General features: G+C 50.4%; 13 protein-coding genes and 1 tRNA gene. 10 read left to right on the top strand and 4 right to left on the bottom strand.

Features of this window, described 5'->3' with window-relative positions:
- The first annotated feature begins 833 nt into the window (after positions 1 to 833).
- The 3 genes from ACTQY5_RS03140 (at position 834) to ACTQY5_RS03130 (ending at position 3,208) form a co-directional block, all read left to right on the top strand.
- On the top strand, positions 834 to 1,199 hold the full coding sequence (locus tag ACTQY5_RS03140) for a hypothetical protein (RefSeq protein ID WP_308664043.1): 366 nt from the start codon (positions 834 to 836) through the stop codon (positions 1,197 to 1,199).
- A gap of 27 nt (positions 1,200 to 1,226) precedes the next feature.
- Positions 1,227 to 2,069: a hypothetical protein gene (locus ACTQY5_RS03135; RefSeq protein WP_441368801.1), complete on the top strand. Its 843-nt coding sequence runs from the start codon at positions 1,227 to 1,229 to the stop codon at positions 2,067 to 2,069.
- Between the two features lie 164 nt (positions 2,070 to 2,233).
- Complete coding sequence (locus ACTQY5_RS03130; protein ID WP_441368800.1) at positions 2,234 to 3,208, top strand: hypothetical protein; 975 nt, start codon at positions 2,234 to 2,236, stop codon at positions 3,206 to 3,208.
- A gap of 137 nt (positions 3,209 to 3,345) precedes the next feature.
- Here the strand turns inward: ACTQY5_RS03130 and ACTQY5_RS03125 are convergent, their stop codons facing one another.
- Both ACTQY5_RS03125 and ACTQY5_RS03120 read right to left on the bottom strand, forming a co-directional pair.
- Positions 3,346 to 3,873 (bottom strand): hypothetical protein, encoded by a 528-nt coding sequence (locus ACTQY5_RS03125; RefSeq protein WP_154487597.1) that lies wholly within the window; start codon positions 3,871 to 3,873, stop codon positions 3,346 to 3,348.
- A gap of 200 nt (positions 3,874 to 4,073) precedes the next feature.
- A tRNA-Arg gene (locus ACTQY5_RS03120) sits at positions 4,074 to 4,150 on the bottom strand.
- Between the two features lie 184 nt (positions 4,151 to 4,334).
- Between ACTQY5_RS03120 and obgE the strand changes: the two genes are divergently transcribed.
- From obgE to ACTQY5_RS03085, 7 genes are all read left to right on the top strand, one after another.
- Entirely contained in the window at positions 4,335 to 5,612 is a 1,278-nt protein-coding gene (obgE, locus tag ACTQY5_RS03115) for a GTPase ObgE (protein WP_022486765.1), read from the top strand.
- A gap of 56 nt (positions 5,613 to 5,668) precedes the next feature.
- Positions 5,669 to 6,793: a glutamate 5-kinase gene (gene proB, locus ACTQY5_RS03110; protein WP_154487599.1), complete on the top strand. Its 1,125-nt coding sequence runs from the start codon at positions 5,669 to 5,671 to the stop codon at positions 6,791 to 6,793.
- Between the two features lie 15 nt (positions 6,794 to 6,808).
- A complete protein-coding gene (locus ACTQY5_RS03105) occupies positions 6,809 to 8,065 on the top strand; it encodes a glutamate-5-semialdehyde dehydrogenase (protein WP_154487601.1) in 1,257 nt (418 codons plus the stop codon).
- Between the two features lie 189 nt (positions 8,066 to 8,254).
- Complete coding sequence (locus tag ACTQY5_RS03100) at positions 8,255 to 9,328, top strand: efflux RND transporter periplasmic adaptor subunit (RefSeq protein WP_302573729.1); 1,074 nt, start codon at positions 8,255 to 8,257, stop codon at positions 9,326 to 9,328.
- 17 nt (positions 9,329 to 9,345) lie between these two features.
- Positions 9,346 to 10,044, top strand: coding sequence for an ABC transporter ATP-binding protein (locus tag ACTQY5_RS03095; protein WP_441368799.1), 699 nt, complete (start codon positions 9,346 to 9,348; stop codon positions 10,042 to 10,044).
- Positions 10,037 to 11,251 carry an ABC transporter permease gene (locus ACTQY5_RS03090; RefSeq protein ID WP_022486770.1) on the top strand — a complete coding sequence of 405 codons (1,215 nt, stop codon included), beginning with the start codon at positions 10,037 to 10,039 and terminating at the stop codon, positions 11,249 to 11,251. The genes ACTQY5_RS03095 and ACTQY5_RS03090 overlap by 8 nt, the downstream gene beginning before the upstream one ends.
- The gene (locus ACTQY5_RS03085; RefSeq protein WP_288174262.1) at positions 11,244 to 11,411 is read left to right on the top strand and encodes a hypothetical protein; all 168 of its coding nucleotides are present in this window, start codon (positions 11,244 to 11,246) and stop codon (positions 11,409 to 11,411) included. The genes ACTQY5_RS03090 and ACTQY5_RS03085 overlap by 8 nt, the downstream gene beginning before the upstream one ends.
- Before the next feature lie 175 nt (positions 11,412 to 11,586).
- Here ACTQY5_RS03085 and ACTQY5_RS03080 read toward each other — a convergent pair whose 3' ends face one another.
- A complete protein-coding gene (locus ACTQY5_RS03080; RefSeq protein WP_022486771.1) occupies positions 11,587 to 13,257 on the bottom strand; it encodes an RNA-binding domain-containing protein in 1,671 nt (556 codons plus the stop codon).
- 264 nt (positions 13,258 to 13,521) lie between these two features.
- Positions 13,522 to 14,592: a sodium/glutamate symporter gene (locus ACTQY5_RS03075; RefSeq protein WP_441368841.1), complete on the bottom strand. Its 1,071-nt coding sequence runs from the start codon at positions 14,590 to 14,592 to the stop codon at positions 13,522 to 13,524.
- Positions 14,593 to 14,597 lie beyond the last annotated feature (5 nt).

Here is a 14,597-nt window from a genome sequence, read left to right as displayed (position 1 = left end):
CAAGAAAAAGAAACAGGAAGTATGTGTCAACAAGTTCTCGGTGAAACCTTCATCACAGTATAGTTATTCATTCATGTCCGAAAGTGAAGAGTGCAGAGTGAAGAGTGAAAAGTGCAGAGCATGGGCCCGTAGAGAGGCCGCACAACCGGCGGCTCGCCAGATGTACGAGTCTATGACCCCAACGATGTAGGGGTTCGCCGAAGGCAAACCCGTCCCGGCCGCCCAGAGGGCAAAAACTTCTATACCCATACACCCGCGAGGGCTCTCCGCCGGGAGGGCAGACCCGTTCGTCCCTGGCGGGAGGCTCACAGCCTATTGCCTTGCCCTGTCGGTCAAAGGCAGCGGCTACGGACCAGGAAGCTTCCAGGGCCCGGGCGAAAGTCTGGCACTGGAGCTCGATTCCCCGCCGCCAAACCTCTTTTTCCAGTGCCAATCTGTTGGAACACCCCTTTATTAAGTTGATGAATTCTGATACAATGAAATCCAGGGAAGACCTTCGCTCCTATCTGTAGTGGTGTGGTAACTAATACTTATAGGATGAAGGTCTTCCTTTTTGCAAGTTTATAAGGGATTATTCATTTCACCGAGAACTATTTTACACTAAGGGAACAGCTGCAGCAGGCCAGGCAGGAACAGAGAAAGCGGATGGACAGGGTGTGGCTTTTTCTGCCACTACCCGGACCGGACAGGAAGACCGGCGGAAACTCAATGAACGCTGTAGTAACTTATAAAATTGATAAGAGTGCAGCAGAGGGAGGAGTTGGCAAATATTTGGCGATCCCAAGTACAATAGGGATTATTCTGATAGATTTGATGGAATAGGATGTGAAATTATGGATATTATGGATATTATTGCACTTTTTTTCTTGGGTGTCTTTTTATATGGAGTTTTTTATGTAACGTGGAAAAAAGAGGAGCCGATATTATGGAAAATCGGATCGCTAGCCTTTTTATCGATAAATTTGATTGTAGTTCTTTTATTTGAAGCGCCAGATCAATTTTATCTGCTGGTTAGAAAATATAGGTATTATTATATTGCTTGGAAATATGGAGCGATGGGCATGTTTTTAGTAGGGTATTTAAAGTGGATTTTTGTTCATACTGAAAAAGGAACAGAAATACGAAAGAAAAAAATCAAAGATTTCTTAACAACATCATTATGCTTAATTATACTTGTTATTTTGCTTATAAATGAGTAACATAGCATGAATTTATCATGGTAAAGTTTGAAAGATGAAACTTGTAATTGTCTTTATAAATTGGCGACCATCTTTGACAAGGATAAAGTCCAGGAAAAACAGGAACTGGTGAACGAACTGAGCAAAGTGGGGAACCGGGCCATCCATGAACTGGCCGCACGGAGAGGCTGGCAGGAAGGCAGTGAGGAAAAGATACTGGCCCACAGTATTTTCGGAGGGCTGCTCAGTTCCCTGGCAGGCGGAAAAATCGCAACCGGAACATTGGCCGGGGGTGTGGGAGAATACGTAAACGGACGTATTCTGGCCGCCAAAGGGAAAGCCTGGGTGGAAAAGCATCCGGACCTGGTCCAGGCCATCAGCGCCGCGGTAGGAAGTGCCGTGGGGGCAGTGACTGGAGAAAGCAGCATCGGGAGCAATGTGAGCCTTGGGGGGACGAAGTGGAATGCCTTTGGTGATGGACATCCAGGAAAGAAAATGACATCAGTTGCAATTGGGGTAGAACATGGAAAGATAGGACATGTATCCCTTATCATAGGATTCGAAGACGGAACATATGAGGAAGGAAATTTTGGAAGATATGGGGGAGATGGTGGACGAATTAGTTTTGTAGATTTGCCTTCACCAATAGGACCAGGAACTTATACTTTTGATTATAATTATTATCTGGGTAAAGATAATAAAACTGTCTATTTTTTAAATCTTGACGCAAATGATGTTGCCTATTGGTATAATAATGTCAATATACAAGAAGGTGGATATAGAAAGTTCGAAATGGAAGGGGGAATTATTATAGGAATAGATAACAAAAATAATTTAATATACTCTGGTGATTCGTATCGTAATGGGAGTTTCGAAGATTATAATCTTTAGTCAAATAACTGTACAACTACAACAGTTAGCGCACTTTATGGACCAAGCGGAAAAGACAATTTTCTTTTAAATGCATTGGCTAATGAATTTTATCCGGCTTATGTGAATCAATTATTAAAAGTGTTCGGCTATTCGTCGGGACTTGTATATAAGGTATATAACGGATGATGAAAAAAATAATAGGTGTTGTAGTGATTGTGATTGTTATAGTGTTGTGGAATCCATTTACTTTGCTTCCCAAATCAGGGCCCGTTTGGGCGGATGATGCCTATTTGATTGCAAGAACAAACGATGGATTTTCTTTAATATATCCTGCGGACTATTACAGGTATGTGTTCTTTCCGTTTCGAAAATTGACAAAAAATGACAGGATTTGGAAAAATGCAGTCGACTGCAAGGGAAATGGAAATAAGCTGTTACTTGTGTATATAACGGAAGAAACTGAACATGATCTGGTGCTGCGGATTATTGATCCAGAAAAAAATCAAAAAATTGTACTTGCGAAATCAGTTCCTAAGGATATCCAACGCGATGCATATCCACGGTTGTGGATTTCACCACACTATTACTGGGTTGAGGCAGGAAGGGTTCTGTATCGGATTGAGCAGGCTGCAGAAAAAGTGGGCGTGGAAAAAGTCTCGGATTTACAGCCACTCCTTTCAATAAATAATGATACAGGTGTTTTTCAGCAGGAATTTTCTGGGGAGCGAATCCTTTCAAAGAGGATTCGTCCTGAAGAAAAAATTCTGGGATGGGGAATTCAGGGGGACAGCATCATTACGGATGATGGGAAAACGACAGCTTCTGTAGAGTTGATTACAGGTAAAAGAACCGGAGTGATAAGGCCCTCTTATGGAAGAATGAAGATCAATGGAAATATGGGCAATCTTATGCTTTTTGAATTTATCCATGAAAGTGGAGAGGTTCCTTTTTTTGATCCTCGGTTATGGGTCAAGTCCTTTATATATCGATTGAATTTCTTTTACTACAGACCCTATCTCCTTGATATAAAAGAAAACAAGTATTTTGAAATGCCCTTGGAAGTTCAAAAAATCTGTCGTAGTAAAAATGATTTTATTACAGGCTACAGTGGAACTGTGGATATGGAAGCCATGGATAAAATAGCAGAAAAGAATTGAAAAATTACGAGGTCATAAAACAACGATCCCAGGAGCCAGCTTACCGCTCCTGGGATCATTCTCTGTATTCAGTTGTCAAAGTTTCCAGGTCTTTCTCACTCAATTGTATTTTGGACTCACCCCAAAAGCCAATTGGCTTACTTGAATTTCAATTCCTGATAACCGATCAACGCAGTTGCCGGGTTCAAAAGAGCAGTCCCGGTAAGGGTTGCAGTTTCGAAAGTGGCTTTGTAAATCACAAACGGTGTACCGCTTTTATCGTCTGTATATTTCGTGACCACAATATTCTTGGCATCCGGATAGTCTGCCAATATGGTTCCTTTCACATCAGCTTCCGTTTTGTTCACCGTAACGGATCCAGGATAGTTGCTCGTCTTGATGACGGCACTCTGTACCTTGCTGGTGGCCCGGTCCACAACGATTTCGTACCGCTGCAGAGTATCGGGAACCAGATACTCCAGATCAAACTTTGCATCATCCGTCTTCGCACTTGTCAGCACCGCTTCAGGCGGTACGACCTTCGCTGCAGCATCAATCGCAGCCTGTTTGCTGGCAATGGTATCTTTTACGGTTGGTGCAGCCATTGCGGGAACAACCGTACCAAAAGAGGAAGCAACAACCAATCCGGCAACGATTGCTTTCGCGATCTTTTTATCTAGGCCCATTGGAAACCCCTCCTGTCTTTCGGAACTTCCAACCTTCCCTGTCTTTGGTTGGATTTCCTTTCTTGGCTTTATCATAGCATTTTTCTAAAAATATGCAAGAAAAATCAGAAAGCGGCTGAAAAAGTTACAGTTTTTGTATAAAATGGTACGGCACAAAAAAAGAAGCTGTTGCATTTGCAACAGCTTCCTGTACATTCAATTGGTGGCCCCGGAGTGATTCGAACACTCGACCTTTTGGTTCGTAGCCAAACGCTCTATCCAGCTGAGCTACGGAGTCATTACCGAACAGTCATTATTATACGGGAAAGGGGAAAATCTGTCAAGGTGTTTTTGAAAAAACGGAAGAAAATCGGAGATATCCGGGAGGAAAGCCGGGACCCTCTAGGCATTTCCGCCCTGATATTATATAATAAGATATTAATCAATTACTGTTTTTACAGAAAGAAAGGCAAAGGTGTAACATGCTGTTTACGGATAAAGCAAGAATTTATGTGGAAGCCGGATCCGGTGGCGACGGTGCTTCCAGTTTCCGGAGAGAGAAATATGTGGCCTGCGGGGGCCCGGACGGAGGCAACGGAGGCCGGGGCGGTTCCGTGGTGCTGGTGGCGGACAAGGATCTGAATACCCTGGTGGATTTCCGCTACAAGCGGAAGTTTGTGGCCCAGCGGGGCGGCAACGGGGCGGCTAAGAACTGCACCGGGGCCAAGGCACCCAATGTGGAAGTGAAAGTGCCTCTGGGGACCGTGGTCTATGACGATGCCACCGGGGTGGCCCTGGCGGATCTGGCCCATCCGGGAGACCAGTTTGTGGCTGCCCGGGGCGGCCGGGGCGGCAAAGGGAATGCCTGCTATGTGACCAGCACCAAGCAGGGGGTCACTTTTGCGGAAAAAGGCGAACCGGGGACCAAGGGCTGGCTCCGGCTGGAACTGAAGATGCTGGCGGATGTGGGGATGGTCGGGTATCCCAGCGTGGGGAAATCCTCCATTGTGGCCCGGGTATCCGCTGCCCGTCCGGAAGTGGCGGCCTATCACTTCACCACCCTGACTCCCGTGCTGGGAGTGGTCCGGCTGGATGCGGAAACCAGCTTCGTACTGGCGGACTTGCCGGGGCTCATTGAAGGGGCGTCCCAGGGTGTGGGCCTTGGCCATGACTTCCTCCGGCATATCGAACGGACCCGGGTGATCCTCCATGTGGTGGATGTAAGCGGCTGCGAAGGCCGGGATCCGGTGGAGGATTTCAAGAAGATCAATGAAGAGCTGGTCCTCTACAGCGAAAAGCTGGCCAAACGGCCCATGCTGGTGGTGGCCAACAAAATGGACCTGCCCGATGCGGAAGAGAACTTCAAAAAGCTGGAAGCCTATGTGACGGCCCAGGGGTATCCCATTATGAAAGCCTCTGCCGCCACCGGTCAGGGGCTCCGGGAAATCATGTGGAAGGCCTATGAGATGCTCCAGAAGGCTCCGGCGGAAGAGGAAGTCATCGACATCGGCAAAGTGGAAGAAGCGGATCCGGATTCCTTTACCATCCTGCGGGATACGGAAGATGCGGATTTCGAAGTGAAAGGGAAGAACATCGAACGGCTGGTGGCCATGACCAATTTCGACAACGAGGAAGCGGTGTACCGGTTCCAGCTGATCTGGCGGAGACTGGGGATTGAAAAGGCCCTGAAGGAAAAGGGCATCCAGGAAGGCCAGTCGGTGAAAATCGGAGACATGGTCTTCGATTATGAAGAGCAGTAAGGGGAAGCGGGGCCTGAAAAGCAGGTTCTGTCTGTATGCACAAAGGGGTTGATTCCATGGATCGCGCCAAGATGGCAGAAGTCAAACGTGTGGTGGTGAAAGTCGGGACCAGTACCATTACTTATCCCAACGGCAAGATCAACTATGAAAAAATCGAGAAACTGGCCCGGATCATGACGGACCTCCAGAACCAGGGGAAAGAAATGATCCTGGTGTCTTCCGGGGCCGGAGCAGCCGGGGTGGGCCGGATGGGCCTGGACGCCAAGCCTTCCACCATTCCCGGGAAACAGGCCTGTGCCGCTGTGGGCCAGGGCATACTGATGCATATTTACGAACGGCTTTTCGGGGAATACGGCCAGGTGGTGGCTCAGGTACTGCTGACCAAGTCGGACATGGTGAACCGGCACAGCTATGCCAATGCCCGGAATGCGCTCCAGGAGATGATTTCCTGGGGGGTGATCCCCATCATCAACGAAAACGACGTGGTGGCCATCGATGAATTCAAGATCGGGGACAACGACAACCTGTCCGCCCTGGTGGCCAGCCTGGCGGATGCGGATCTGGACATCCTGCTGTCGGACATTGACGGACTCTATACCGCCAATCCCAAGACCCATCCTGAGGCCAAACTGGTTTCTGTGGTGGAGGAAGTGACGCCGGAAATCGAAGCCACTGCCGGAGGAGCCGGATCCAAGAATGCCACCGGCGGCATGCTCACCAAGCTCCAGGCGGCCAAGAATGCCATGAGCGCCGGCATTGCCCTGATCATTGCCAACGGAGAGGATCTGGAAATCCTTCGTCGGATCATGAGAGGAGAACCAGTGGGGACTCTGTTCGTCCCTCGGGAAAACCATCTCCGGTTCCGGAACCAGTGGCTGGCTTTCGGGTCCAAGATCAGCGGAAAGATCATTGTGGATGAGGGGCTGGCCAAAGCCCTGCGTCAAAAGGGGAGCTGCAGCATCCTGCCGGTGGGCATTACCGCTGTGGAAGGCAGCTTCGACAGCGGGGACACGGTGAGTGTCCGGGATCAGGAAGGCCATGAACTGGCCCGGGGCATGACCAACTACAACGCGGAAGACCTGAATCTGATCAAAGGCTGCAAGACCAGCCAGATCGAAGAAAAGATCGGCTACAAACATTATGATGAAGTCATCCACCGGGACAACCTGGTGGTATTGTAAGAGGGGGCGGAAACCATGTATGAAGTGGGAATGGTGCGGACTCAGGGAGAAGCCGCCAAAAAGGCTTCTCTGGAACTGGGCATCCTGAATACCCGGGTAAAGAATGCGATCCTGGAAAGTATGGCGGACGGGCTCTTGGCGGAAGAAAAGGCCATCCTGGAAGCCAATGCCGTGGATATGGAAGAAGGCCGGAAATCCGGGCTCCGGGACTCTCTCCTGGACCGGCTGCTGTTGACCCATGACCGGCTGGCCCAGATGGCCAAAGGCATCCGGCAGGTGGCCGGGCTGCCGGATCCGGTGGGGCGGATCCTCAGCGGGGCCAATCTGGCCAACGGACTGACCATCACCAAGATTTCCGTGCCTCTGGGGGTGATCGGGATCATCTATGAAGCCCGGCCCAATGTGACCGCCGACGCCATTGCCCTGTGCGTGAAAAGCGGCAATGCTGTGATCCTGAAGGGGGGCAGGGAAGCCCTCCATTCCAACAAGGCCGTCAGCGATGTGCTGATTGCCTACGGGGAAAAGGCGGGACTGCCCCAGGGATCGGTTCAGTTCGTCAATGTGCCGGACCGGGCTGCGGTGGATGAACTGATCCATCTGGAAGGTCTGGTGGATGTGGTGATTCCCCGGGGCGGGGCCGGACTGATCAAAAACGTGGTCCACAATGCCTCTGTACCGGTGATCGAAACAGGTGCCGGGGTGTGCCACACCTATGTGGATGCCTATGCCAATGTGCCCATGGCGGTGGAAATCGCCATGAACGCCAAAGTGAACCGGCCTTCCACCTGTAATGCCATGGAAACACTGCTGGTCCACAAGGACATTGCGGACGCTTTCCTGCCGGCCATGCTGGAGGCTTACAAAAAGGCCCATGTGACCATCCTGGGGGATGCCCGGACCCAGGGCTACAGCGGAGACGTGCAGCCTGCCACGGACGAGGACTGGGCCACGGAATACGGTGACCTGCGGCTTTCCGTGAAGGTGGTGGACAGCCTGGAAGAGGCCGTGGCCCACATCCGCCGGTACGGCACCGGCCATTCGGAAGCCATTGTCACGGACAACTACGAAAATGCCCGGAAGTTCCAGCAGCTGGTGGATGCGGCAGCGGTGTATGTGAACGCCTCCACCCGGTTCACTGACGGGTTCGAATTCGGCTTCGGGGCGGAAATCGGCATCAGCACCCAGAAGCTCCATGCCAGAGGGCCCATGGGCCTGCCGGAACTGACCACCACCAAATATCTGGTCAACGGCAATGGCCAGGTCCGGAAATGACCGAAACGACCATGCATAGACAGTAAGAATTTCTGAGTTGTTTACAGACTGTTCATGGGAGATTCATAAATCTTTTATACAATAGCAGTATCCATAAGAGAATGAGGGAACGGATGTATGGAGAGCCATTCTCTGTACATCCGTGCTTTTTTTCCTGCAGGAGCAGGAGGATGATGGAGGGAAAACAGCGTGAACATCGTGCAGAAGCATAAAGTGCTGCTGATAGTCCTGGCAGTCCTGATTGCCGGCGGGGCCGGCGGCTACAAGTACTACCAGGTCAAAAAGACCCAGGAGGCCGTGGCGGCCACCCGGACCGATGCCGTGCAGCGGGGGGATCTGCGGAAGACCATTTCCGCCACCGGGGCCCTGAAAGCTCTGGACAACGTGGATATCAACTCCAAGATCACCGGCCGTATCGTCCAGGTCTATGTAACGGAAAACCAGCATGTGACCGCGGGCCAGGCTCTGGTGAAACTGGATGACACCTCTTTAAAGGCCACCCAGGAAATGAAGCGGGCTGCTCTGGCGGACAAACAGGCCACCTACGAACGGGACCAGGCACTGCTGGAACAGGGGGCCATTGCCCAAAGCGTATTCGATACGGCAGAAGCCAATTATCGGGTGGCCAAAGCAGAATATGAACAGGCTACGTCCAATGTGAATGATACGGTGATCAGCACTCCCATTGACGGGTATGTGATCGGTAAACCCACTCCTGTGGGGCAGACCGTATCCTCCGGTATTTCCACGCCTCAGGTACTGATGAGTGTGGCCAACCTGGACAAAATGCAGATCTACCTGATGGTGGATGAATCGGATATCGGCCAGATCAAACAGGGGCAGACAGTGGAGTTCACCGTGGACGCCTATCCCAATGAAACCTTCAAGGGAACCATCAGCCTGATCGGCCGCAGCGCCACCACCACCAACAACGTAAACTACTACACCTGCTATGTGGATGTGGAAAATTCGGAAGGGAAGCTGCTGCCCACCATGACCGCCCGGGCCAATGTGATCGTGGATGAAATCCAGGATGCCCTGACTGTTTCCAACAAGTGCCTCCATACGGAGAATGGGGAAAAGTATGTGCTGGTCTATGACAAGGCCACCAACACCAGCCGGAAGGTGCCGGTGCAGGTGCTGCTTACCGGGGAAGACCGGGTGGCGGTCCAGGGGGATCTCCAGCCTGGGGATGAACTGGTGGTGAAGACCACCAAGGCCACCGGCGGCACCAACAACAGACGGATGGGGCCTCCGATCTAAGAGACGGGAGGACAGCCATGAACGTCATTGAACTGAAAGACATTGTAAAAAGCTATCAGATGGGGGATACCATCGTCTATGCCCTGAACCATGTAACAGTGGATTTCGAACAGGGCAAATTCACTTCCATTGTGGGGCCTTCCGGCAGCGGAAAATCCACCATGATGAACATCCTGGGCTGTCTGGACCGGCCCACTTCCGGGGAATATTATCTGGAGGGAAAGAACATTGCCAACTACACTGACGATGAACTGGCCCGGACCCGGAACCGGCGGATTGGATTCGTGTTCCAGAGCTTCAACCTGCTGAACCGGCTGACGGCGGTGGAAAATGTGGCCCTGCCCCTGATTTACGCCGGGGTGAACCTGGAAGAGCGGACCAAAAGGGCGGAACAGGCCTTGAACAATGTGGGGCTGGGGTCCCGGATGTATCACAAACCCAACGAAATGTCCGGGGGCCAGCGGCAGCGGGTGGCCATTGCCCGGGCCCTCATCAACAATCCGGCCATCATCATGGCCGACGAACCCACCGGGAACCTGGACACCAAATCCACCCTGGAGATCATCGACATCTTCGAGAAGCTGAACCAGGAGGGGAAAACAGTGATCATGGTTACTCACGAACCGGAACTGGCGGCCATGACCCAGCGGATCCTGGTGATGCGGGACGGCCGGCTGACGGAAGAGAAAGAGGGAGGAGGTCAGGTGGTTGTTTAGAGAATGTGTGAAAATGGCCTTTGAAGGGATGCTGGCCAACAAGATCCGGACCTTCCTGACTATGCTGGGGATCATCATCGGGGTGGGCGCCGTCATCGCCATGGTATCCCTGGGACTGGGGATGCAGCAGAAGGTCAAGGAAAACATCACCAGCATGGGCAGCAACCTGCTGATCGTTATGAGCGGCGGCCGGACGGCCAATGGCCAGCGGATCGCCAGCGGCAGCGGGGCCAAACTGACCTACGAAGATGCCAAGGCCATCGAAAAGAACGTGGATGGCATCAAGTATGTGGCCCCGGGGGTGCAGGCCAGCTATCAGCTGGTGGCCGGGAACCAGAACTGGACCTCCCAGGTCCAGGGTGTCACACCCAACATCCTGTCCATCCGGAACTATTCCATCGATCAGGGCCGGATGTACAGCCAGCGGGATATGAACGGACGGGAACGGGTGTGCGTCATCGGGAAGACCGTGGCGGATACCCTGTTCCCGGACGGGAATGCTGTGGGGCAGATCATGCGGATCAACAAGGCTCCCTTTACGGTGATCGGGGTGCTGGCTTCCAAGGGACAGTCGGCTATGGGACAGGACCAGGATGACATTGTGTTCGTTCCCCTGACCACAGCCATGCAGCGGCTCATGGGGCTCACCTATATCCGGAACATCACCATCCAGTGTGAAAATGAAAACACAGTGTCCCAGGTCCAGTCCGATGTGGTGACGCTCCTCCGGACCCGGCACAAGATCAAGACGGGAATGGATGACGATTTTTCCGTCCGGGATCTGACGGAAATCATCAAGACCGCCCAGGAGACCACCGGGTCCATTACCCTGCTGCTGGCCATTGTGGCCGGAATCAGCCTCCTGGTGGGGGGCATCGGTATCATGAACATCATGCTGGTGTCCGTTACGGAACGGACCCGGGAAATCGGCATCCGAAAAGCCCTGGGGGCCACCTATCACGACATCCTGCTCCAGTTCCTGGTGGAATCCATGGTGATCGGGGTCACCGGGGGCACCACTGGCATGATCCTGGGGACGGTGATTTCGGTGATTGCTGCCAAGATCATTGGCTGGCCCATTGTGATTTCCATTGCAGCCACCATTATCTCTGTGGTGTTCTCCGTGGGCATCGGCCTGTTCTTCGGCCTCTATCCGGCCAAGAAGGCAGCCCTCCTGGATCCCATCGACGCCTTGCGCTATGAATAAGGCACCCAAGCCCACCCTCCGGCAGAAATGGAGAGGGTTCCAAGCATTCCTCCGCCGTCCCAAGACCCGTTTCGACATCAAAGACCGGGGCCGGGCCCTGGTCCTGTTCCTGATAATTGTGGCAGGACTTATGTGGGTGGTGGAGAAAATAGGAGAATAAAAAAAGCTTGCTGTCCGTGGATGTCTTCCACACGGGCAGCAGGCTTTTTTTGTCAGCGGCAAACGGTTAACGGTCAACGGCCGGATGATAAAATCTGCAGGCAGATTTTTTGAATAGGCACATTGATTCTATTGGAAAAAAGCTGTAGAGCGGTTCTGAACTTTTGTGTTTTCCCCTACTGTACGATTTTATAATACGAATATCTCCCTTTTCCAATAATCTTCAATTTCTTTTCTTTACATAATGTTTGTAGAATGGTATAAGCTTGAGTTTTCGTAATATGCAGCAACTCTACTACATCGTTTTTTGTGATGCTGCCATTCTGACGTTTTGCAAGGGTCAGAACCATTTCTGGGAAGCGGACTGAATCAATGCCGCGCTGTCTGGTATATTCTTTTGCTTTGCCTGTCTTTGTGTAAGGGCTGCATCCCAACATAAACATGCGGTTATGTCCTCTGCCTATTTCTTCCACCAAACCGCGTTCAATCAACATTTCCATCATTGGTTTAAGTCTGGAAAGTTGGATATGGGTCTTTTCAGATAGATCTTTGCTGCTCATTTTCCGTTCACTGTAAAGAGCTGAAAGTACCAGTAACGTATTGATGGAAAGAGGATGTCCGATACTTTTTTGCTCATCCATGACCATTCGGATAAAAGGCAGATCGGCTTTGGCACGTGGAATGAAGAGAACCACATTTTTTGTAGTGGATGCAGAATAATCTGGCCAAGGTCGGCCAAAAGTAATGGAACCTTCAAAAATACGATCTATACCGCGTCCCGTCCTTTCAGCCAGACCAATTCTTTTTAAGGCATCTGATAAGGTGGGGTTCCGCCCATAAGGTTCAGCCGTCAATAAATTATCCAAAGAAATACCATCAATGAATCCTCCCGGACTGCTTATAGTTAATCCTTCATCTGTCAGTTGCACATGGACTGATCCCAGTACAGAATAATCCCGATGCGCGAATGCGTTGATTAAACCTTCACGAAAAGCTGGCTTAGAAAATTCTGGAATGGGTATTCTAAAAAGGCCATAGTCAAATTCCTTTTCCGGATTCCAGGGCTTCATATATTCGGAGAATAATTCAACCAATTCGATAATTGGTTTACAGTAAGATTCGTTGATAACGACGTTGGTTCCTTGGAGTACTTGAAAATCCGCTTTTGCCGTTGGAACAAGTTTTCGTAAACTGTTTTCTTTACCGATCAAGAGCAGACCAGTTAATGTTGGATAGACCTTTTCTCCTACGCGTGCTGTAAACTGCAAGGCCTGTGCCAGTTCTTCATCAGTTAAGGTGAGTAAAGACTGCTCCCCATTCTGGTTCTGGATGGTTTCCCGTAACCTGATAAGTTGATTTGGATCCAAGTCTTCCAGGGATCCGTCCTTAATGGGCTGTGCTGAAAAGTCAAGCTTCCGCAAATCAGAGAGCCGAGTATAGATCTCATAAGGATACATGGGAATGACTTCCGGGGTTCCATCGATTTTCAATCTTCTTTTTAAAATTTTACCAGAAGCAGAAGCAACAATAGAATAGCTTTTGGGAATATGGATTGCCATAATGGGTAAATTTTGTGCATAAATCACTTCGGTACGGACAGAAAGAGAGGGGCGGGTCTTGTTGGCAATTAAAGCTGCCAATCTGATCGGATCCTGATGAGCAGATATGATTCCGGTGATACGGCCATCATCCTCTATACCCAGATAAAGAGTGCCGCCTTCCGTATTGGTCATTCCAACGATTTCATCGATCAAATCATTGACAGGATACCCTTTTCCGCTATTCCCCCGGTCGCTCTTAAATTCAATAGACAGTGATTCTTTTTTTGGTAAATTGTCTGTCTGCATCGTAACACCTGCCTGTTTCAATAAAAGAATTCAACTTAATTCAACTCATTAAACAAATATCAAAAGGGATTCAATTCATTTTAACTCAATAAATGAATTGAATCAATGATATCAACTCAAAAAATGAGTTGAATTGAATTGAAATTGAATTAAAGAAATAAAATGGAAATTATTGGAATGTTGTAATCCTGAACCCGTAGGGGCCGCACGCCGGGCGGCCCGCAAGTTTGACGGATACAAAGGCGAAAAGAGAGGACATCTGTCTTACAGCAGATTCATGAACAGGGTGATGATCAGCGAGTTTACGATATCCGTAAAGAATCCTCCGCAGATGGGAATGATCAGATAAGCCTTTTCTGAGGGGCCATAGACCTTTGTCAGGGAATCCATATTGGCCATGGCATTGGGGGTGGCCCCCATACCAAATCCGCAGTGGCCGGAGGACAGGACAGCTGCATCATAATCCCGTCCGCAGCAGGAAAAGGTGATAAAATAACAGAATGCGGCACAAATGCCTGTCTGGATCAGGAGAATCACCAGCATGGGCAGAGCCAGCCCTGCCAGCTGTTGGAGTTTCAGCCCCATCATGGCCAGGGCCAGGAAGAAATTCAGACAGATGGAACCTATGGTGCTGATTCCCGGGACGGGAATATTCTGCCCCTGGCTGTCACTGATATTGCGGATCAGGATCCCGATAATCATAGAGCCTACATAAGAGACCATGGTCAGGTGGATCTGGTTAAAAAAGTACGTGATAAAGGTGCCTGCTCCAGAGGCCAGGAATAAAAGAGCAAGGGCCCAGGTCCCTCGTTCCGGATCCAGCGTTTGTCGAAAATGCGTGTTTTTCTCCAGCTCTGCTTTGGCTTCTTCGTTCTTGAAACCTGAAGAACTGGTTGTCAGGTGAAGAGAAACAATGCGTTTTCTGGCAACCGGATTGCCAATGAGATTTCCTGCAATCAGGCCATAGGTGGCTGCAGCAATGGCAACTGTTAAAGCATTGCTGATGCCCATGTCTTCCAGCAGAGGAGCGAAAGCAGCAGAAGTTCCATGGCCTCCTGTCAGGGGCAGAGAACCCAATGCCAATCCCAGCAGAGGCGGAAGACCGAAGAAGTGACACAGCAGGGCACCGGCCGTATTCTGAAGAACTATCAGAACAGCTACAACCGCCATAAAGATAATCAGTGTCTTACCTCCTTTTTTAACCATGGAAATGCTGGCGGAAAACCCCACACTGGTAAAAAAGAGATTCATGAAAACACTTTGAAGACTGGTGTCCAGAGTCAGATTCAGCAGGTTGAGTTCAAAAAGGGAAAACTGGAGAAGTGCAAAAACAATTCCTC

Origin of the sequence: Acidaminococcus sp. HCP3S3_H5 (assembly GCF_052122235.1) — a bacterium.
In the GTDB taxonomy this organism is placed as follows: domain Bacteria; phylum Bacillota; class Negativicutes; order Acidaminococcales; family Acidaminococcaceae; genus Acidaminococcus.
Note: the sequence above shows the minus strand (reverse complement) of the source record. Positions and strands in the feature narration are given on the sequence as shown.